Origin of the sequence: Mesorhizobium sp. M0306 (assembly GCF_040321655.1) — a bacterium.
Lineage (GTDB): Bacteria > Pseudomonadota > Alphaproteobacteria > Rhizobiales > Rhizobiaceae > Mesorhizobium.
Genome location: NZ_JAMYRY010000001.1, coordinates 705,339 through 723,997 on the forward strand (window position 1 = coordinate 705,339; position 18,659 = coordinate 723,997).

23 protein-coding genes and 2 pseudogenes are annotated in these 18,659 nt (G+C 63.0%); 10 read left to right on the forward strand and 15 right to left on the reverse strand.

All coding sequences use genetic code 11. The features are described from left to right. Positions 1 to 180 precede the first annotated feature (180 nt). Complete coding sequence (locus NKI95_RS03590; protein ID WP_352714259.1) at positions 181 to 738, forward strand: Hsp20/alpha crystallin family protein; 558 nt, start codon at positions 181 to 183, stop codon at positions 736 to 738. An 89-nt stretch (positions 739 to 827) separates the two neighbouring features. On the opposite strand, the gene NKI95_RS03595 is transcribed toward NKI95_RS03590, so the two are convergent. Continuing rightward, positions 828 to 1,238 (reverse strand): CBS domain-containing protein, encoded by a 411-nt coding sequence (locus NKI95_RS03595; protein ID WP_352458287.1) that lies wholly within the window; start codon positions 1,236 to 1,238, stop codon positions 828 to 830. A gap of 305 nt (positions 1,239 to 1,543) precedes the next feature. On the opposite strand from NKI95_RS03595, the gene NKI95_RS03600 reads away from it, so the two are divergent. From NKI95_RS03600 to NKI95_RS03610, 3 genes are all read left to right on the forward strand, one after another. Continuing rightward, entirely contained in the window at positions 1,544 to 2,260 is a 717-nt protein-coding gene (locus tag NKI95_RS03600) for a phosphoribosyltransferase (protein ID WP_352714261.1), read from the forward strand. 11 nt (positions 2,261 to 2,271) lie between these two features. Next, positions 2,272 to 2,949, forward strand: a complete 678-nt coding sequence (locus NKI95_RS03605) for a dienelactone hydrolase family protein (RefSeq protein ID WP_352714263.1) — start codon at positions 2,272 to 2,274, stop codon at positions 2,947 to 2,949. 120 nt (positions 2,950 to 3,069) lie between these two features. Then, a complete protein-coding gene (locus NKI95_RS03610; protein WP_023678569.1) occupies positions 3,070 to 3,570 on the forward strand; it encodes a DUF6496 domain-containing protein in 501 nt (166 codons plus the stop codon). 113 nt (positions 3,571 to 3,683) lie between these two features. Here NKI95_RS03610 and NKI95_RS03615 read toward each other — a convergent pair. From NKI95_RS03615 to betI, 4 genes and pseudogenes are all read right to left on the reverse strand, one after another. Then, positions 3,684 to 3,845: pseudogene (locus tag NKI95_RS03615) on the reverse strand (aspartate aminotransferase family protein); the annotation flags it as partial. A gap of 27 nt (positions 3,846 to 3,872) precedes the next feature. Beyond that, positions 3,873 to 5,171, reverse strand: coding sequence for a flavin monoamine oxidase family protein (locus tag NKI95_RS03620; RefSeq protein ID WP_352714264.1), 1,299 nt, complete (start codon positions 5,169 to 5,171; stop codon positions 3,873 to 3,875). Next, positions 5,171 to 5,395, reverse strand: coding sequence for a hypothetical protein (locus NKI95_RS03625; RefSeq protein ID WP_352714266.1), 225 nt, complete (start codon positions 5,393 to 5,395; stop codon positions 5,171 to 5,173). Before NKI95_RS03625 ends, NKI95_RS03620 begins: the two co-directional genes overlap by 1 nt. A 26-nt stretch (positions 5,396 to 5,421) precedes the next feature. After that, positions 5,422 to 6,117, reverse strand: coding sequence for a transcriptional regulator BetI (betI, locus tag NKI95_RS03630; RefSeq protein ID WP_352714584.1), 696 nt, complete (start codon positions 6,115 to 6,117; stop codon positions 5,422 to 5,424). A 221-nt stretch (positions 6,118 to 6,338) separates the two neighbouring features. Here betI and NKI95_RS03635 point away from each other — a divergent pair. Together NKI95_RS03635 and NKI95_RS03640 are read left to right on the forward strand one after the other, a co-directional pair. Continuing rightward, positions 6,339 to 6,467 (forward strand): annotated as a pseudogene (locus NKI95_RS03635) (aminomethyl transferase family protein); the annotation flags it as partial. 2 nt (positions 6,468 to 6,469) lie between these two features. Beyond that, positions 6,470 to 6,727, forward strand: coding sequence for a hypothetical protein (locus NKI95_RS03640; protein ID WP_352714267.1), 258 nt, complete (start codon positions 6,470 to 6,472; stop codon positions 6,725 to 6,727). 215 nt (positions 6,728 to 6,942) lie between these two features. Here NKI95_RS03640 and NKI95_RS03645 read toward each other — a convergent pair whose 3' ends face one another. The 4 genes from NKI95_RS03645 to NKI95_RS03660 all read right to left on the reverse strand — a co-directional run bounded on the left by NKI95_RS03645 (position 6,943) and on the right by NKI95_RS03660 (position 10,058). Further along, complete coding sequence (locus NKI95_RS03645; RefSeq protein WP_352714268.1) at positions 6,943 to 8,001, reverse strand: dipeptidase; 1,059 nt, start codon at positions 7,999 to 8,001, stop codon at positions 6,943 to 6,945. A gap of 186 nt (positions 8,002 to 8,187) precedes the next feature. Continuing rightward, a complete protein-coding gene (locus NKI95_RS03650; protein ID WP_254816591.1) occupies positions 8,188 to 8,487 on the reverse strand; it encodes a GNAT family N-acetyltransferase in 300 nt (99 codons plus the stop codon). Beyond that, on the reverse strand, positions 8,480 to 9,115 hold the full coding sequence (locus NKI95_RS03655; RefSeq protein WP_352714270.1) for an alpha/beta hydrolase: 636 nt from the start codon (positions 9,113 to 9,115) through the stop codon (positions 8,480 to 8,482). Before NKI95_RS03655 ends, NKI95_RS03650 begins: the two co-directional genes overlap by 8 nt. A 10-nt stretch (positions 9,116 to 9,125) precedes the next feature. After that, positions 9,126 to 10,058, reverse strand: coding sequence for a VOC family protein (locus NKI95_RS03660; protein WP_352714272.1), 933 nt, complete (start codon positions 10,056 to 10,058; stop codon positions 9,126 to 9,128). Positions 10,059 to 10,281: 223 nt separating this feature from the next. On the opposite strand from NKI95_RS03660, the gene NKI95_RS03665 reads away from it, so the two are divergent. Beyond that, positions 10,282 to 11,859: an alkaline phosphatase family protein gene (locus tag NKI95_RS03665; RefSeq protein WP_352714274.1), complete on the forward strand. Its 1,578-nt coding sequence runs from the start codon at positions 10,282 to 10,284 to the stop codon at positions 11,857 to 11,859. A 53-nt stretch (positions 11,860 to 11,912) separates the two neighbouring features. Here NKI95_RS03665 and NKI95_RS03670 read toward each other — a convergent pair whose 3' ends face one another. Next, positions 11,913 to 13,256 (reverse strand): PRC-barrel domain-containing protein, encoded by a 1,344-nt coding sequence (locus NKI95_RS03670; RefSeq protein ID WP_352714275.1) that lies wholly within the window; start codon positions 13,254 to 13,256, stop codon positions 11,913 to 11,915. Between the two features lie 252 nt (positions 13,257 to 13,508). On the opposite strand from NKI95_RS03670, the gene NKI95_RS03675 reads away from it, so the two are divergent. After that, positions 13,509 to 14,429: a diacylglycerol/lipid kinase family protein gene (locus NKI95_RS03675; RefSeq protein ID WP_352714276.1), complete on the forward strand. Its 921-nt coding sequence runs from the start codon at positions 13,509 to 13,511 to the stop codon at positions 14,427 to 14,429. A gap of 59 nt (positions 14,430 to 14,488) precedes the next feature. Here the strand turns inward: NKI95_RS03675 and NKI95_RS03680 are convergent, their stop codons facing one another. Further along, a complete protein-coding gene (locus NKI95_RS03680) occupies positions 14,489 to 14,662 on the reverse strand; it encodes a hypothetical protein (RefSeq protein ID WP_352468959.1) in 174 nt (57 codons plus the stop codon). A 146-nt stretch (positions 14,663 to 14,808) separates the two neighbouring features. On the opposite strand from NKI95_RS03680, the gene NKI95_RS03685 reads away from it, so the two are divergent. Further along, complete coding sequence (locus NKI95_RS03685; protein ID WP_352714277.1) at positions 14,809 to 16,335, forward strand: sensor histidine kinase; 1,527 nt, start codon at positions 14,809 to 14,811, stop codon at positions 16,333 to 16,335. Positions 16,336 to 16,391: 56 nt separating this feature from the next. On the opposite strand, the gene NKI95_RS03690 is transcribed toward NKI95_RS03685, so the two are convergent. Both NKI95_RS03690 and NKI95_RS03695 read right to left on the reverse strand, forming a co-directional pair. Next, on the reverse strand, positions 16,392 to 16,871 hold the full coding sequence (locus NKI95_RS03690) for a hypothetical protein (RefSeq protein WP_352714278.1): 480 nt from the start codon (positions 16,869 to 16,871) through the stop codon (positions 16,392 to 16,394). Between the two features lie 10 nt (positions 16,872 to 16,881). Continuing rightward, positions 16,882 to 17,208: an ElaB/YgaM/YqjD family protein gene (locus NKI95_RS03695; protein ID WP_023678546.1), complete on the reverse strand. Its 327-nt coding sequence runs from the start codon at positions 17,206 to 17,208 to the stop codon at positions 16,882 to 16,884. A 227-nt stretch (positions 17,209 to 17,435) separates the two neighbouring features. Between NKI95_RS03695 and NKI95_RS03700 the strand changes: the two genes are divergently transcribed. Continuing rightward, a complete protein-coding gene (locus NKI95_RS03700) occupies positions 17,436 to 17,816 on the forward strand; it encodes a response regulator (RefSeq protein ID WP_352714279.1) in 381 nt (126 codons plus the stop codon). Positions 17,817 to 17,846: 30 nt separating this feature from the next. Here the strand turns inward: NKI95_RS03700 and NKI95_RS03705 are convergent, their stop codons facing one another. Both NKI95_RS03705 and NKI95_RS03710 read right to left on the reverse strand, forming a co-directional pair. Then, positions 17,847 to 18,398, reverse strand: a complete 552-nt coding sequence (locus NKI95_RS03705; protein ID WP_023678544.1) for a sigma-70 family RNA polymerase sigma factor — start codon at positions 18,396 to 18,398, stop codon at positions 17,847 to 17,849. Between the two features lie 3 nt (positions 18,399 to 18,401). Next, positions 18,402 to 18,605 (reverse strand): NepR family anti-sigma factor, encoded by a 204-nt coding sequence (locus NKI95_RS03710; protein WP_023720919.1) that lies wholly within the window; start codon positions 18,603 to 18,605, stop codon positions 18,402 to 18,404. Positions 18,606 to 18,659 lie beyond the last annotated feature (54 nt).

The window sequence follows — 18,659 nt, forward strand, 5'->3', positions numbered from 1 at the left end:
TCCTTCCATTCAAATCCGACTAGGCTGATATGACCAAACAGCCGTGCCTGCCCGTTGTTCCCCGATGCGCATGTCCTGGTGCGCATTCATTGTCGGAGGTTTCGTCATGAGGGGATTCGGGCCGGCTTTTTGCCGCTGTTTTTTCGACCGCCTTTCTTGGCCGACGCTCGGAACATCCTCATGGGTGGACGAGTTTTGTTTGCCGTCGCCGATCACATGGCGACGAGTGATGCAGACACGAAAAACAGGAGAAAAACCATGGCACATCACGATTTGGCGCCCAGGACGCCATCGCGCAGCCTCTACCCGTCCGCGCGAGACCCACTCACGTCATTCCACCGGCAGATCGATCGCCTGTTCGACGACTTCTTTGCGCCAATGGCCGAAGCGACTACGGCCAGCGATCTTTGGCCGAGCGTCGACGTATATGAAACAGACCAAGCCTATAAGGTCACCGCCGAATTGCCGGGGCTCGAGCAGAAGGATGTTGAGCTCAAGCTGCGCGACAACACCCTCTCCATTACGGGCGAGAAGCGTTCGGAGCACAAGGAAAGCGACCGCGGCCACACCTACAGCGAACGCAGTTATGGCCGGTTTCAGCGGACGATCCCCCTGGAGGCGGAGATCGATGCCGACAAGGTGCAGGCCACTTTCAGGAACGGCGTTTTGACTGTCGAGCTTCCGAAGAATCCCGCTGCAAAGGACAAGACACGCCGCATAGAAGTGAAAGCGCGATAGTAGCCAAACTGAAGGCTGCCTGAGCAGGCTGCGTTCACCCCCGAGGGAGGGAGAACGGCGAGCACGGCGGCAACCGCTCAGGCGAGCGTCTAGCGCCGGGGATCGTCCGTTGCCTCGGAAACGCCTTCGAGAGCGATTTTGGCGGCTTCCTTATCGGTCCGGCCGAGGTCGGCCAGGGCAATGACGCCGACGAGGCGCTTGTCGTGGTTGATCACCGGAAGACGACGCACCTGATGCTTGGCCATGATCTTCGCCGCATCGGTGATATCGGCGTCGTCGAAGCACCAATAGACATGCTCGGACATGACCTCGCGAACGGTCGTGTTGCCGGCTGAGCGCTCCTCGGCGACACCGCGCATCACGATGTCGCGGTCTGTCACCATGCCGACCAGCCTGTCATTCTCGCCGACCGGAAGGGCGCCGAGATTGTCGGCCCGCATTTTCCGGGCGGCATCCCTGATTGTAGTGTTCGGGCCGACCAGTTCGGTCCGACGGCTCATGATCTCCTGAACTTGCATGGGACATTCCTCTCTCTGATTGCTGAGGCAACAAGCCGCCAGACGCGCCTGTTGCCGCGCATCGCGAAATCGCCGGACGAGGCATGTACGGATCGCTATCTTCGATCTTCCCGATCCGCGCTAACCCGTGCCGGTGCCGGCACCTCGCGATCGAAACTATTCTTGGAACGTCCAGGCAGCGAGCGAGTTCCAAAATGGTACCGGTGCCGCAGCCATCCCACGGCATGTGGCCGCAGGCTGGTGACAAAACATCTACCGGGAAAACAGATGCACGCGGATTGAAGGTCATGGCTATCATCTTTTCAGATCGCCGCGAGGCCGGGCGGCGACTCGCCGGGGAGCTCGTTCGCTTTGCCGGCCGCGACGACGTGATCGTATTGGCGCTGCCCCGAGGCGGCGTGCCGGTCGGCTACGAGGTCGCGCGGGCACTCAAGGCACCGCTCGACGTCTTCGTCGTGCGCAAGCTCGGCGTCCCCGGTCACGAGGAACTGGCCATGGGGGCGATTGCGCCCTCAGGCGTACGTGTCCTGAACGACGAAATCGTCAGCGGTCTCGCGATCCCGCCACATGTCATCGACGCGGTCGCCGCAAAGGAGGAAAAAGAGCTTCTGCGCCGCGAGCACCTCTATAGGGACGGGCGCCCCCCACCGCAGTTGAATGGACGGACCATTATCCTCGTGGATGACGGGCTTGCGACCGGATCGACCATGCGGGCCGGGATCAAGGCGCTGCGAAAAAACCACGCCGCCCATATTGTCGCGGCCGTTCCCGTCGGTAGCCCCGACACTTGCGACGCGATGCGGGCGGACGCCGACGAGGTCGTTTGCGCGACGACACCAGAGCCGTTGCTGGGTGTCGGGCGCTGGTACGTGGATTTCTCACAAACGAGCGATGAAGAGGTCCGCGCGCTCCTCGCCAGCTGCGTGCCCAAGCCTGCCGCTTCCGAAGAAGAATTGGCTGGGCGTGCGAGCGCGGGTCCGGCGCCTGGCACCAGATCGACATAGCGGAGGTGGATATGGACCAGGATAGCGAGCACGTCGTGCATGTTCCCGCGGGGCCTGTCACGCTTGAGGGCAATCTTTCGTTGCCCCCGGATGCTCGTGGCCTTGTGCTCTTCGCCCACGGCAGCGGAAGCAGCCGCCACAGCCCGCGCAACCGCCACGTCGCCGAACAGCTGAACGAGGCGAACCTCGCCACCTTCCTCATCGACCTGTTGACGGCCGAAGAGGAGCGGATCGACCAGGTCACGGCCGAGTTGCGCTTCAATATCGGGCTGCTCGCCGACCGGCTGGTCGGCGTCACGGATTGGCTCGGCGCCTCGCCGGACACGTCGGGGTTGCGTCTTGGCTATTTCGGCGCGAGCACGGGCGCCGGTGCCGCCCTGGTGGCGGCGGCCGAACGGCCCGACCAGGCCGCAGCCGTGGTTTCGCGTGGTGGCCGGCCCGATCTTGCAGCGCTCGCCCTGCCGCGCGTCCGTGCGCCGACCTTGCTCGTCGTCGGAGGCGCGGACACGCAAGTGATCGCGCTCAACCGCTCGGCGCTGGCGGCGCTCCGCAGCGAGAAGGAGCTCGCCATCGTCCCTGGCGCGACACATCTGTTCGAGGAGCCCGGCGCCCTGGACGAAGTCGCGGATCTCGCTACCCAATGGTTCTTGCGCCATCTGATTTCGGACAGATCGGCGTCGACGTCCTGACAGCCGGGGCGTGGCTCACCGGTCCCGGGATCATTTGCGTCCTCAACGCGTTATGATCCTCATAAGACTGCGCAGCTGCAACCCGAATGGCTGTCGCAACCCGTATGTGGGAGAAAGACAATGCCGGACAAGAAAACCATCGAGAAGGCCCGAAAGGACAAGCGCGAGGGCAAATCGCCGAGCACGCAGGCCGGCGAGTTCGTGCACGAGGAGATCGACAAAATCCGCCGCGGCGAGCACGGCGCGCGCTCGACCCAGCAGGCCATCGCCATCGGGCTTTCCGAGGCGAGACGCGCAGGCGTAGACCTGCCCCCGCCCAAAAAGGGCAAGGTGAAGGAGAGCACGCGCAAAAGCGCCGAATACGCCTATGAGGCCGGCCAGGGCGAACGCACGCCGAAACGCCGCCCGCGGGTCTCGAAAGCCGTCTCCAAGGTGCTCGAGCACGAGCCGAAGAGCACGGCATCGCACGAGGCGCTGGCGCAGCAGGCCAAGCGTGCGGCTTCGCGCCGGACGGCTGAGGAGCGCTCGGCCGCCGCAAAGAAGGCCGCCGAGACGAAAGGCGCCAGCGGAAGGAAGGCGGCGGCGCAGAAGGCCGCCAGAACGCGGGCACACCACGCATAGTTCAAGACGGCAGTTCGCCTCCAGGAAACCCGATATGGACGCCACGGGCCGCCGCCAGCAAAGGCAAGACGTCGACAAGGCCGCCGGCGATAAACGCCTATTCCTCCCAGACCCCCTTCCCGGCGCAGATCGTCCATCGTGCGCGAAATGCCTTCGCGCAAGATCGACACCATGTCGTCGATCTGCTCGCGCGTGATGATCAATGGCGGCGACATCACGCACATGTTGATCAGTGGCCGGACCAGCAGGCCGAGCTCGTGGCAATGCGCGTCGATGCCGGTCGGTAGCTCGATCCCTCTCGCTTATGACCCTGAGGCTCTGGTCGCGATGGCGGATTGAATTTTTAGCGCAGCAACGCGGCCGCCGACGATGGCGCCCTCGACGTAGCCCGGAAATGATAGCGACAGCTCCGACGAGGCAAAATGGATCGGCGGCGCGCCGGCGCGGATGATGCGTTCGGCGTTGGTTGCCGTCGCATCGACGATAAGATCGCTGTAGCCGCCACCGCTCCAGCGATCGTCCGTCCAGTCACGATAGCTGAGATCGGAGAAGCCGGCCGCCTCGGCGCCGAGCGCTTCCTCCAGTTTTGACGTCACCCTAGCGCGCAGTGCCGCCTCGCCCAGATCGCGCCAGCGCCGGGCCAGCGGCCCGCCGATGAAGACGACAAGTGCTGGATGAGAGTCGTCATTGCTGGCATCGCAGGCAAAAATCCCGTGCGGGTCGCGCCACATCACCATGCCGCTCAAGCCCCTGTCGCGCCAGAAAGCCTTGGGATAGCGCACCAGTATTTTGATCACCGCGCCGCTTCGCCAGACGCCGAGGGCTCTCTCCAGCGCAGCCGGCAGCGGCGGCACGAAATCCAATTTCGAGGCCATCATCGGCGGTACGGCGACCAGTACCGCTCGTGCCTCGATCGCGCCGGCAGGCGAAACGACGCGAACCCCTCCCGGCCCGTCCTCAATGGCCTCGACAGCTGTATTCAGCCGCAGTCGATCGCCGAGATCCCGCGCAAGATCATCCGCCAGCGAATGCATGGTTTCGCGCACGAAATACTGCAGCTCCGACACCTCGTTGGTGACGCGGCGATCATTGTCGATCAGGTACCACAGCGGCAGCCTTTCCATTGCCAGGCACCACAGGCCCTCGATCATCGACCGAAAGGCGGCCTTGGCATCGTCGGGATCGGCCTGGCGATCGAGCCATGCCGCGACCGTCAAGCCGGTAATGGCCGGGTCGTTCGGTGCGATCGCATTCATCCGCTCGCGTATTCGCATCGCGGTGCCGTAAGTACGCCCGGCTTGCGCCTCGCTCATTCGCGGCTGCGTGACGAATTCGCCTGCGACATGGGTCTCGACCAATGTCTTGCCGCGCGCTCGCACCAGCGCCATCAATTCCGGCATGTCTTCGCACAGGAACTGGCCGCCGCTGTCGATCCGCTCGCCGAGCCCGTTCTGCACGGCTTCGACGCGTCCGCCGACACGGTCGCGGGCTTCGAGCACCACGACATCGATGCCGGCCTGGTTCAATTCACGCGCGGCCGACAGGCCGGTGAAGCCGGCGCCGACGATGGCCACATCGGCTCGTTCGATCTTGAACTTCATTAGCCGGCCTTGATCTTCTCGAATTCCGCGACCATCCGCTGCTTGAACTCCGGCGCCACCAGCTGCGGATGGAAGCCGGGATCCTCGTAACAGGACCAGTTAAACACGACGAGGTCCTTGTCCGCCGCCAGCGCCGCGGCCGAAGCCGCCAGCCCCGTCGCCGAAGCCGCCGGTGCTGCAGCCAATGCCACTGTCAGTGTCGGGCGTCGGGTCATTGTCTTCATTGCTGTTCCATCCTCTTTTTGATTGTTCACGCCGGCTTGGCACCGCTGGCTGCAGATTTCGGATAGTGCTTGGGGAATGCCGCGGACAGGAATTCGTTCGCGGCCTGCAGTGCCGTCTCGCGTGTGGTGTCTTCGGTGCCCATCATCAAACGCAGCCACAGACCATCCAGCATGGCGCTGAGCGCCAGCGCCATGACTTGTGGTTCATAGGCATAGAAGCCGCTCTGCTTGAGCGCCGCGCAAAGATCGATGAAGATGTTCTGGTAGACGGCATCGCGTGCGCTGCTCAGCGCCTGATATTTCGGCCGCGATTTGGCCTCGCCCCAGAAGGCACACCAGGCAGCCAGCTTGCGCTTGTTGCAGATCGAGCGGTCGAAATCGGCCGCGACCAATGCCTGCAACTGGCGGGCGGGATCATCGCCGGCCTTTTGCAAGGCGCTGCGCCAATGCGCCGAATACTCGTCATACATGTATTGCAAAGTGGCAACGAGCAGCTTCTCCTTGCTCTCGAAATGGAAATTGACGATGCCGCGCGACAAGCCGGCGCCGTCGGCGACGTCGGCCATAGTCGTTTCCGAATAGCCGCGCTTGGCCAATGAATCGATTGTCGCTTCGATCAGTTGAAGCTGCCTTGTCTCTTTCGACGCCTTGCGGCCGCGCTTTTCGGAATCGCTTTTTCGCGCCGGTTCGAGGAGGGCTTCGCGCGCCTCTGTTGTCTTCATCGGGTGATGGTCTCCAGCATCGCCGGCTAGCCGACCGGCTTCGGCCGCGAAGATCAGTGGGACGGTGCTCGCCACTGTCAAGCACCTTCTGCAGGGCTGCCCGGGTTCGAATGTTCTCGTCGAGATAGGCGTCCTTGGAAAAAACGATGTCGAAGGCACCGTTGGCAAAAGGTGGCGATCCCGGCGTTGCGTGGACCAGATCGGCGCCCCCGCCTGCAGCGGACCTTTGGGTCGAGATCTATGCCAGGCGCGAGCTGCGGTATCACCAGCTGTTGAAGCGTGCCAAACTGGTGCCGCGGCCGTTCGCCAGGCTCGACCGCCGCACCGCCAATCCGCCTGCGGATTTTTAGAGATGACTGACGACACCGACAGTCGCGAAATCGATGCCGAGGCCGCCGAGCAGTGGCAGCTGGTCAACACGCCGCTCGGCGAAAAATGGTCGGGCCGAACCCGCTATGCCGCGGCCATGTTCTTCTACAAGCGCGGCGAGATGGACGCCGAAACGCTGGAAGTCTACCGCATCTGTGCGCGGCTGGATTCCACCGATCCGCTGCCGATCATCCGCGACCGCGGCGTCGGCCAGGACTGGCTGAAGCGCATGGGCGCTTAGTAATTCCCGCCTAGGCCTGTTGAGATTCAGGTCAGGCCGAGTCGAAAACGATGGTTTCCGAGAACCGGAGCGGAGCGTACTTAAGTACGTGAGCACCGGCCTACGCCGGCCGTAGCCTTAACTGCCACGACCGCTCATGAGTGCTTCGGCCGGCGAAGGCCGGAAGCGCAGGAAGCCATCGTTTGCAGGCCGGCCTCACCTGAATATCGACAGGCCTAGCCGATGGTCTTTTCCAGCATGCCGAGCCAATTGCAATAGGCGATCTTCTCGATCAGCGCGCGCCCGAAGCCGCGTGCCGCGAATGCGTCGAGCAGTTTTGGCAGTCCGGCAACATCGCCTATCACGGCCGGGATCATGGCACCGTCGAAATCCGAGCCGAGGCCGACGCCGTCTTCGCCCAGCGCCTGCAGCAGCGAATCGACATGGCGCACCATGATGTCGAGGCTGGTGTCGGCGTTCATCCTGCCGTCCTCACGCAGGAACCCGGTGGCGAAGTTCAGCCCGACCATGCCGCCCGAATCGCGGATCGCGCCAAGCTGCCATTCGGTGAGGTTGCGCGAATGGCCGCAGATCGCATGCACGTTGGAATGGGTCGCGACCAGCGGTGCGTCGCTGATCTCGACGACGTCGCGAAAACCTTTTTCGTTGAGATGCGAAAGATCGATCATGATCTTCAGCTGGTTGCAGGCTTTCACAAGCGCCTTGCCGGCATCGGTCAGCCCTGGCCCTGTATCGGGCGATGACGGGAAGCGGAACGGCACGCCGTGGCCGAAGGCATTGGGACGGCTCCAGACGATACCGAGCGAGCGCAGGCCGGCTGCGTGGAGAACGTCGAGCAGGGTGAGCTCAGGGTCGATCGCCTCAACCCCTTCGATATGGAACACCGCCGCGATCGAGCCTTGCGCCATCGCCTTCCTCACATCGCCGGCGCTGCGGCAGACGGTAAGCGCCGAAGCCCGCTCCAGCCTAAACAGGATCGAGGCCATCGCTACGGTGGAGTTGAGCGCATCGGCGCGCGGAACCTCGGGCGGCAAGGGCTCGCTGTCGCTCGGCGCCAGCGGCACCGCGCTGCGTTTGGATTTCTCGACAGGCGGCGGGAAGATCGCGAACATGCCACCGGCAAATCCGCCTTTCTTCGCGCGCGGCAGGTCGATATGGCCACCCGGCGTCCCCTCGACGAACAGCTTTTCGACGTCCGCATCTTTCGACTGGTAGAGCCTGAGCAGCGTGTCGTTGTGGCCGTCGAAGACGGGAACGAGATCGGATTCGGTCATGGAGGGCCATTCGGTTGAAGTGGTCGGGCCGCAGACGGCGAGCCGTTGCTGGCAATACTTAGGCAAGACTGGCGCTCTGCGCAAATCCCGCATGTTTGCCCTTGTGTTTGTACGCCCCCAATGGCCGAAGGGGCACGCGGTAAAGCCGCGCACCCTTTCTCCTGTCATTCATCGAGGGGCTGCCTCTTACCGCTTCAGCACGTCCGCCCATTCCGGATGGCGGCGGAACTGAGCATTGGCGAACGGGCAAAGCGGGATGATCGTCTTGCCCGCCGCACGTGCATCCTCGACGGCACGGGTGACCAGGCGAAGCCCCGCGCCCTGGCCGCGAAATGCATCCGGCACTTCGGTATGGTCGATGATGATCTGGTGCTCACCGATCTTGGTGAAGGTCATCTCCGCCTCGGCGCCGCCCGGCCCACGCAGGAAGTAGCGGCCCTTCGAGCCGCGGTCCTCCAGTTCGATCTCCGGCAATAGGTCAGACATGGCTTGCGGTCCTTTCATCCGGCGCCACGGCGAACAACCGCCGCGCCGCCTCGATCTCGCTCGGCCGCACCTCATGGCCGCCGTCATGCCACTCGACTGTGACATCGGCGCCATCGGCGCGCAAATAGGCTTCGAGCCGCGCCGTCAAATCAGGCGGACAGATCGGGTCCCGCCTGCCGGCGGTGACCAGGATGCGGCTGCCGCCAAGGCTGCCCTTGACCTCCGGCTCGAACGGGATCAACGGATGCATCAGCACCGTTGCGTCGAACAGCGACGGCTCGGCAAACAGCACCGAGGCCAGGATGTTGGCGCCGTTGGAGTAACCGAGGCCGAGCACCGAAGATGGCCTTGCCGTCTCGACATGTGCCTTGACGAAGCCGGCCATCTTCTCTGTCGCTCGCGTGAGGTCGCCCATGTCGTAAACGCCCTCGCCGGTCCGGCGGAAGAAGCGTGCGGCGCCTTGTTCCGAGACATCGCCGCGCGGAGCGACGACCGTCGCTTGCGGCGCGAGATCGCGTCCAAGCGACAGAAGCTGGGCCTCGTCGCCACCGGTGCCATGGAAGACGAAGAGCAACGGTCCGCCCGGCGAACCGGGCAGCACTTTGTGAATATACGAATCCTTGCTCATGACCTTGCCCTCAGTCTTCCAGTTTCTGCAGATGCTGCTCGAGGTAGGATCGCAAATGCTGATGTTGCGACGGCAGCTTCAGCGCCTCGCCAAGATGGGCGGTATCCTCGTCGCGGTCGAAGCCCGGCTCGTTGGTGGCGACTTCGAACAGCACGCCGCCCGGTGTGCGGAAGTAGATCGCCCAGAAATAATCGCGGTCGATCACTGGCGTCACCTGATAACCTGTATCGAGCAGCGCCTTGCGCACTTCGAGCTGCTTGGCGCGGTTCTCGACGGCGAAAGCGACATGGTGGACCGAGCCGGCGCCGAGATTGGCGAAGCCGGCCCCCGGCAGCGATTCGATGTCGACGACATCGGCGCCGTTGCCGTTCTTCACCGCCAGCCGCCTGACGTTGCCGGACTTGTCGACCTCCTCATAACCCATGAATTTCAGCAGCTCTTCGGTGGCGCCGCCGTCTTTCAGCCTGAGCGACACCGAGTGAAAGCCGCGGATCGCCTCGTCGGTGGGAATGCCACCCTTGGCCCATGGCGCACGGTTGTCCGCTCTGTCCTCGACCAGCGCAAACCCGTCGCCGTCGGGACCGGCGAAGGCAAGACGCTTCTCGCCGAACGTCTCCTCGCCGGACAGCCCGGTGACACCTTGCTCGGCAAACCGTTTCTCCCAATAGCCGAGCGTGCCCTCGGGCACCGAGTAAGCGGTGGTGCCGACTTCGCCGACTCCATGGCGGCCTTTGCCGATGTTCGGGAACGGGAAATAGGTCATCACCGAGCCGGGCGTGCCGACCCTGTCGCCGTAATAGAGGTGGTAGACATCGGGTGCGTCGAAATTGACGGTTTTCTTGACCCGCCGCAGGCCGAGCGTCCCGGTGAAGAATTCATTGTTCTGGCGCGCATCGCTGGCCATCGAGGTGACGTGATGCAGGCCCTTGACCTGGTCGAGCATGTTTCTGCTCCTTTCCTTGTGCCGGTGCGGCCCTTGCCGCTGTCCACGCAAATATGAGCATCCGCCTCCTGGCCGCAAAGGCGGCAAACACAGAATGGACTGTGCTGTTAAAGTGAACGACGAAGCAGGTTTTGTTCACCATTCGGCAAACTGGACCGGCTTGCATACTCGCCGAAATTGCGCTCCATGAGCGACGCATGTAGCCAGCGTGAGGATACCGCGGTTGACGGGAAAACGCCCCAACATTCTCCTGATCACCTGCGACCAATGGCGCGGCGAATGCCTGTCAGCTGCTGGGCACAAGGTGGTAAGGACGCCGAATGCCGACGCGCTGGCTGCCGAGGGCGTTTTGTTCCAGAAGCACTATGGCGGCGCCGCACCTTGCTCGCCGGCGCGCGCCTGCCTCTACACCGGCCTCTACCAGATGAACAATCGTGTCTGCCGCAACGGCACACCGCTCGATGCCCGCCACGGCAACATAGCGCTCTGGGCGCGCGCCCTCGGCTATGATCCGACGCTGTTCGGTTATACCGACATGGCGCGCGACCCGCGCACGCTGGCGCCTGGCGACCCGCAGCTGAAGAGCTATGAAGGCGTGCTGCCCGGCTTCACCGTGCGTCAGCTTCTGCCCGAGCACCAGAAGCCTTGGCTGTCATGGCTCAAGGCGCGCGGAGTCGATGCCGGCGCCGGCTCCCCCGCCATCCACCGCCCGGTGGGCGAAATCCTGGGAAACGACGGCGGGATCAGCAACGCTCCGCCAATCTATTCGAAGGACGAGACGCCGTCGGCCTTCCTGGCCGGCGAATTCATCCGCTGGCTCGGCGAGCAGGAGCGCGATGCCCCGTGGTTCGCGCATCTTTCCTTCATCAGCCCCCACCCGCCCTTCATCGTGCCGGCGCCTTACAACGCCATGTACGATCCGGCCATCGGTCCAGCTTTTGACCGCGCCGAAAGCTGGCAGGCCGAAGCAGCAAGCCACCCTTATCTCGCCTATGAATTAGACCGGCAGGAACGGTCGAAATTCCGCCCCGCCTCGGAGGGCAAGGTGCGCGACTGGGGCGACGATAATTTTCGCCGCATCCGGGCGCTCTATTACGGCATGATCTCGGAGGTCGACGCGCAGCTTGGCCGTGTCTGGCAAGCGGTCAAGGCGGCCGATGCCTGGGACGACACCGTCATCGTGCTGACCTCAGACCACGCCGAGATGATGGGCGATCATTTCATGTTGGGCAAAGGCGGCTTCTTCGACGGCAGCTTCCATATTCCGCTGATCATTCGCGATCCGCGCCGCCGCAAGGCTGCCGGCAGCAGTGTCGACCGCTTCACCGAGGCGGTGGATTTGGCACCGACCTTGCTTGATCTCACTGGGCTCGAGCTCACTGGCGGCGAAGTGCTGCCGCATCTCGACGGCCGCTCGCTGGCGCCTTTCCTGGACGCAACGGAGCCGGACAATTGGCGCGATGCGGCGCATTGGGAGTTCGATTTCCGCTCGATCGCGGATGGTGATGCCGAACGGTATTTCGGCATCGGTCCGCGTCAGTGCAATCTCGCCGTCATCCGCACGCAAAAGTTCAAATATGTGCATTTCGGCGGCGGCCTGCCGCCCTTGCTCTTCGACCTGGAAAAAGATGCCGGCGAGCTGACCAACGTCGCTGACGACCCAGCCTATCTGCCGGCGCGGTTGGAATTTGCCGAGAAGTTGCTCGCCTGGCGGGCCGAGCATCTCGACCAGTCTCTGGCGCTCGCCGAATTGACGGACAATGGCGTTGCCGGCCATGTCGCCGGCTTTCCCTCGACATAAGCAAAGCCCGCGCCGTTGCCGGCGCGGGCTTTCTGTGTCGGCCTGTGTGCAGCTTAGCGCATGATCATGCGCTGTTTGTCGCGATTTTGCGCATAGCTCGCCTTGTCATAGGGGGCCTGCGCCTCAAGCTGCTCCTTGGTGAAGTTCGTGTAGAGATAGCGCTTGCCGTTCTTGTCGGTCATGAATTTCAGGTTGTCCATGCCGACCGCCACCTCCTTCTCGCCGACGCCAAGGAAGCCGCCGACGTCGATGATGACTGCGTCGACCTTCTTGTCGCTGCCCAGCACGATATCGCCAATTTCGCCGACGTTGACATCGTTGGCGCCGTAAACGGTTGTTCCAACCAGATCCTCGGCCCGGATTTCGCCCATCGGCATTTCGGTTAGCGTCGACTTGTCGATCGACCCGGTCTTGGTCTGGTCGGCCGCCGAGTTAGCCGGAGGCGCTGCTGCCGGAGCGTTTTGAGCCGTCTTGCTGGCTTGGTCAGTGTTGTTGGTCGTCGCGGTGTTGCTGGCCGTCACGGTAGGCGTGACGGTGGCAGGCGCAGTAGCCGCGGCATCATTCGACGCAGTGGTTGCCGGGGCCGGATCATAGGGCTTGCGGTCGAACTCCGGCTGCGCCTGCAGCTCTTCCTTGGTCGTTTGCGCGACCAGCCAGCGATCGCCGTTCCTCTCGGCCCACTGCGCCTTGTCGAAATCATAGGCGACGTTCTTTTCGCCGATGCCGAGGAAGCCGCCGACACCGATGATCAGCGATTGCGCCTTGGCTTCCTTGTTGATGACGATGTCGTTCACGTCACCGATGTTTTGGGCGTCGTCGCCGGTGCCGTTATAGACGGTCTCGCCGATGATATTGGTGGCGAGATTGCCTTCGGCGCGCTTCACTGGCTCAGCCGGCGCGGCAGGCGCCGGGGTTGTATTTTGCGCGCTAGTGGAAGGGGCAGGCGCCGCATTATCGGCCGAAGCTGGTGGCGGAGGCGGATCGTAAGGCCTCCGGTCGAAATCCGGCTGAGCCGTCAACTCATCCTTCGTCGTTTGCGCTATCAGCCAACGGTCGCCATTTCTTTCGGCCCATTGCATCTTTTTGTAGTCGAAAGTGACGTTCTTGGTTCCTATGCCAAGAAAACCGCCGACGCCGATGACGACGGATTTTACCTCGCCGCGCTCGTCGAAGACGACGTCGCTGACCTTGCCGATATTCTGGGCATCGTCGCCGGTGCCATTATAGACGGATTCGCCGATGATGTTGGTGGCAAGGCTGCCCTCGGCACGTATCGCCGGAGCGGTATCCTGGGCGGCGGGTGGTTGCGCCGGCGCCGGGGTCGTCGCCGATTGCGCAAATGCACCCGTCGCAATCAATGTTGCGACTGCTGTCGTGGTTAAAAGGGTGCGGATCATCTTAGTGTCTCCTCGTCGGTGATTTCGTGTACGCCCTGCCCGCCTGGCGTCACTGCGGGCGCAGCGTCTTCTGCATGTTCACAACGTTGTGACCACACTGTTGTTCCGAAAAAAGCCGTGGTGCACCCGGTGCGATGTCAATGGTTCTCGGATTCGCCGCGCTGGTCGAAAGGAACATTTTCTCGGCCGCCCCGTTCCACTCCCGGCTGGGACCCTGTCCCGGCCCAATAGGTGCTGGAAAATGGAACGGCCATGCGGTTTGCAGCGGTGCTGAACAAGGACGGGGGCACCCTGCGCACCATCGATCTTGAGGCCTTCGCCAGCCGGATGCGCGGCACGCTTGAGACTGCCGGCCACTCGATCGATATCGAAATCGTCGCCGGCAAGGATATCGTCGCCACGCTGGACGGCATAGCTTCCAGGCGCGGCATCGACGTCGTGCTGGCGGGCGGGGGCGACGGCACTATTTCGGCCGCGGCAGCCCGTTTGATGAATGGGGAGAAGGCGCTGGCAATTCTGCCGGCTGGCACAATGAACCTTTTTGCGCGCGGCCTCGGTATTCCGCAGACCCTCGATGCGGCACTGAAATCGTTTGCGGACGGCGAGGTGATGGCGATTGACATTGCAACAGCCAACGGCCGGCCTTTCGTGCATCAATTCTCAATCGGCATGCACGCCAGGATGGTGCAACTGCGCCAGAAGATGGAATTCGGCTCGCGGCTTGGGAAGATGCGTGCCTCGGTGCGAGCCGCTTGGGCCACGATCAACAATCCACCGGCGATGAAAGTAACGCTGACGATCGGTGAGGCCGAGATCAGAACCCGGATCACCGGTATCGGCATCACCAACAATCTGTTCGGCGAGGGCCACCTGCCCTATGCCGATAATCCGGCAGGCGGCGTGCTGGGCATCTATGTCACCGTGGCACGGCGGCGCGGCGAATTGATCAGGTTCCTCTTTGACGTCGCCCGTGGGAAATGGCGCGGCAACGAGCATGTCGAAATCCATCAGGCAAACCGCGCCGTTTTGAAAATCCATTCGACGAACAGGAAAGTTCAGGCCGTCATGGACGGCGAACTGGTAAAGCTCGATCGCGAGACGACCGTCGAAATCCATCCGCGCGCGCTGAATGTTCTCGTCCCGGCGCGCGCCGCCGAGGCAAAGGTTGCCTGACGTGGGGTAGCGTGATGTGGGGTTGCGTAATGCGAGCTGACACGAGCGATGGAGAGAATCTAGCCGCTGGGCGTGTTGCCCTGCTCGGTCTTCGGCGTCTCGATCATCCAGCCGTAGATTTCGGCGACGCCCCAGGCGATAAAAGCCAGCAACAGGGCGGCGATCAGGATACGAAGGACATGCCGACCCCGCCGCCCTTGACGGGCTTTGTTTTCAGGAATGATTTTTGGCATTGTCTGGCTCCATATTTGGCGCCGGCAGGCGTAACTAGCGGGGCGTTGGCTGGTAACGGTCCCCCGCCGCGAAAGTTCCGGCTCGGCAAGGCGACAAACGGGCCGATTGGCCTGATCAATCAGCGGGGCCGGCCACTGGGGGCATAGTGGACGACAATAGCCAGAAAACGCCGGGCCTGCCGGCCGATATTCGCCGTGTGGTGGGCGCCGCGGACCGCCTTGCCGTGCTGCACGGCCTCGACGCGCTGGACAGGGCTGCCGATCCTGATTTCGATCGTATCGGTGGTCTTGCCGCTTCGGCGATGCAAACGCCTGTCGCACTGATCACGCTGGTCGATGCCGAGCGGCAGTGGTTCAAGTCCTGTATCGGTCTCGACGAGACCGAAATCGCAACCGAGACATCGTTCTGCGCCTATACCATCGCAGCCGGCGACGTGCCGATGGTGGTGGCCGACGCGGCGGCGGATCCGCGGTTCAAAGCCAATCCGCTGGTCACCGGCGAGCATCATATCCGCTTTTACGCAGGCGTGCCGATCGTAGTCGACGGCGCGCTGATCGGCACGCTGTGCGTGCTCGACCGGAAGTCGCACGCACGTCCCTCTTCTGTCCAGCTCGACCAGCTGTCGGCGCTGGCTGGCCTCGCCGCCAGCCTGTTCACGCTGAAGGATGCAACCCGCAGCGCGGCGATTGCCGAGGCCGCACTGGTTCGAGAGGAAAAGCGGCGCGCTATCGCGCTTGACGCGGCTTCGCTTGCCAGCTGGGCATGGGATATCCGCAGCGACATGATCGACTGCGATGTCCTGCTGTCCGAATTGTTCAACCTGCCCAAGTCGAACAGGCTGAGGGCGCGCGACATCCTGACCGCCATCGACCTGCGCGACGTTCACCAGACCGAAACACGCTTTCGCGACGCGCTGACCGGCAGCGACGACTATTTTGGCGAATACCGTGTCAAAGGCCTCGATCCGCCACGATGGATCGCAACGCGCGGCCGCGTCATAGAACGCGACGGCGAGGGCAAGCCGACGCTGATCTTCGGCGTCAACTACGACATTACCGAACGCAAACTTGGCGACGAACGTCAACGGCTGTTGCTGCGCGAGCTCAACCACCGCGTCAAGAACACTTTGGCAACCGTACAGGCGCTGGCGACGCAGACCGTTCGCCATGCCCGCCAGCCAAGCGAATTCCTCCAAGCCTTCAGCGCCAGGCTGCAGGCACTGGGCGTTGCGCACAGCCTGCTGTCGGACCGCGAGTGGCGCGGCATCGGCATCCGCGAGCTGGTGGAGATCGAGCTAAAGCCGTTCCAAGCCGCCGGACAATCGCGGATGGCGATCTCCGGCGCCGATGTCCTGCTCTCACCCGACCAGGCAGTCGGGCTAGGGCTGATCCTGCATGAACTGGCAAGCAACGCACTGCAATACGGGTCGCTCTCGGTTTCTTCCGGAAAGGTCGATCTCGATTGGAGGGTACAAGGCAGGAAGGGTGCACGGCGTCTGTTGCTGGCCTGGCGCGAAAGCGGCGGCCCGCGGGTTGCGCCGCCCGAACGCCATGGCTTCGGCTCGATCCTGATCCGCCGCAGCCTGGCCAAGGTCATTTCCAGCGAGGTGACCCATGAATTCCGGCCGGACGGCGTGGTCGCCGAAATATCGATTCCGCTCGAAGATTTGTGACGCCAACATTTTGCGACCGGCGCAAGAATCGTTTGCCCCGAACTATCCCCTCCGAACTATTCCCGTTTGCCGGTATCCGGATCATCGGAGCCGCGCTTCACGTTCTCGCGGTAGATGGCGTAAGCAGCGAGTGCTATCGCCGGGCCGAGAATCGCGCTCAGTCCAGCCTTTCCCGGGCCACCTTTGCCCTTGAGCAGCGCCGGCAGCAAGGCGAGTGCCGCAGTGATGCCGATAGCCTTCATGTCGGCGTTGCGTCGCTTCGCCCGGCGTCTGGCGCGCGAGCCAGCCGACATCCGGTAGACGAGCAGGATGAGACCGGCGATTGCCAGAAAGCCGATCCCGAAGCTCAGGGAGGCTGCCATCGGCCCATAGCGGGCCGCCGTCCAGATATAGGCCGCCCCGACCAGGAAGCCGAGGCCGCACAGCGCCGCGAGCGCTGCGACCGAATAGACAATCGCAGCGACGCGCGCGCGTTGCACCGCCGCAATGGTTTCGCCCGAGGCGAGGCCCGAGATCAGCGATGCAAGCATTCCCATGCGTGCAGAACTAGCGGCGAGCGAGAAGCGCGAAGAGGAATCCGACGCCTGCGGCGATCGCCAGCGAAGTCACCGGTTTTTCGCGCATATGCGCTATCATCTGCGCCTCGATGTCCCTGGCGTTGCTGCGCAGGCTGTCGAAGGCTGCCTCGCCCTGGGTTCGCAACTGCTCGACGCTTTCGGCGGCGGCTCGCCGTGCTGCCCCGTAGCCATGTTCGCCAGTTTTGGCCAACAGCTTGGTAAGTTGGTCGATGTCGGCCTTCAGTTGTGCGATGTCGGCCTCAATATCGGAATTCGTGCGGGCTTCGTTCGCGGCCTTTCCTGCGGCAGTCGCCATTGCTTCACTCTCCATGCTTTTGCTCGGTCGAAACGCTCGACAGACCCCAAGGTTCCGGCACGAACCTCTTCTAACCCTATCTCCGGCAGCGCGCGTTGCAAATGCCTTGCACGGGCCGAGGCCGACGCATCCGCGCCGGCACGTCTTTTTTAAATGACAGCATGCCAAATAACGATCATGACTTCCCCCGTTTCACGTTAGAGACGCATTCAAGGAGATATTGCTGCGTGCGCGCATCACTTGACGGTTTGCGGATTCTTATCCTGGAAGATGAGTTCCTGATTGCCATGGATATCGAGCAGCTTTGCCGCGACTACGGCGCGCTCGATGTGGTCATCGCCCGTGATCTGACTGAGATCGAACAGCAAGACGTTGCCGCGCAGTTCGATGTGGCCATCGTCGACCTCATGCTGAGCGGCGTTTCGACGCTCCAATTTGCTTCGCGGCTGCGTGAAGCGGGCATCCCGTTCGTCTTCGCCTCGGGCTATTCGGATACCGACGAGATCAAGAAATCCTTTCCCGGCGTCAGACTGGTCACCAAGCCCTATTCGGGAGACGATCTCGTCGAAGCAGTGGCGGCGGCCCGCAGGCGAACGCCTCTCCGCTGAGGCGCGGAGCGGTTCGAACACGGCCACGCTTCACGCAGCCGTCGACCCGGTTACCTGAGCCGAAATTGCGTCCGGGCCATACTCGTCTTCACCGGAGATCTTCAGGATTTCCTGCAGCCGAGTGCGGGCGCGGCTGACGCGGCTCTTGATCGTTCCGACGGCGCAACCGCAGATCTCGGCCGCTTCCTCGTAGGAAAAGCCCGATGCGCCGATGAGGATAATGGCTTCGCGCTGGTCTTCGGGCAGCAACTCGAGCGCGCCGCGAAAGTCTTCGAGGTCAAGCTGGCCGTGCTGGGCCGGATGAACGGCAAGCCTGGCCGTCATGACGCCATCGCTGTCCTGCACCTCGCGGCCGCGCTTGCGCATCTGCGAATAGAATTCGTTGCGCAAGATCGTGAACAGCCATGCCTTCAGATTGGTGCCGGGCTGGAAGCTTTCATGCTTGTCCCAGGCCTTGACCAACGTTTCCTGCACCAGGTCGTCGGCCTTGTCGGCGTTTTGCGTCAGCGACACGGCAAAAGCCCGCAGGCTCGGGATCGAGCCGAGCAAGTCGGTCTTGAAGCCCTGGGAGACGGCCGCCATGCCTCAGTCCTTCTTTTGCACAGGTTCGGCCTTTTCCAACTGGCTGAGCAGTTGGGCGAAGCGATCCGGCACATTGTCGGAGACCAGCTCGTCGTAGTATTGTTTGAGTTTGCGGCCGATTTCCGAGTTCGGCCCAAGCGGGTCGCGGGAAGCAGCCCGGCGCCCGTTGCCAACGCCAGCCGTGGTAGCTTTCGTCATGTTCTTCATTTCGCCCTTTGTCCCAGCCTTAAGCCGCCCTTCAACACATAACGCAAGGCAAGC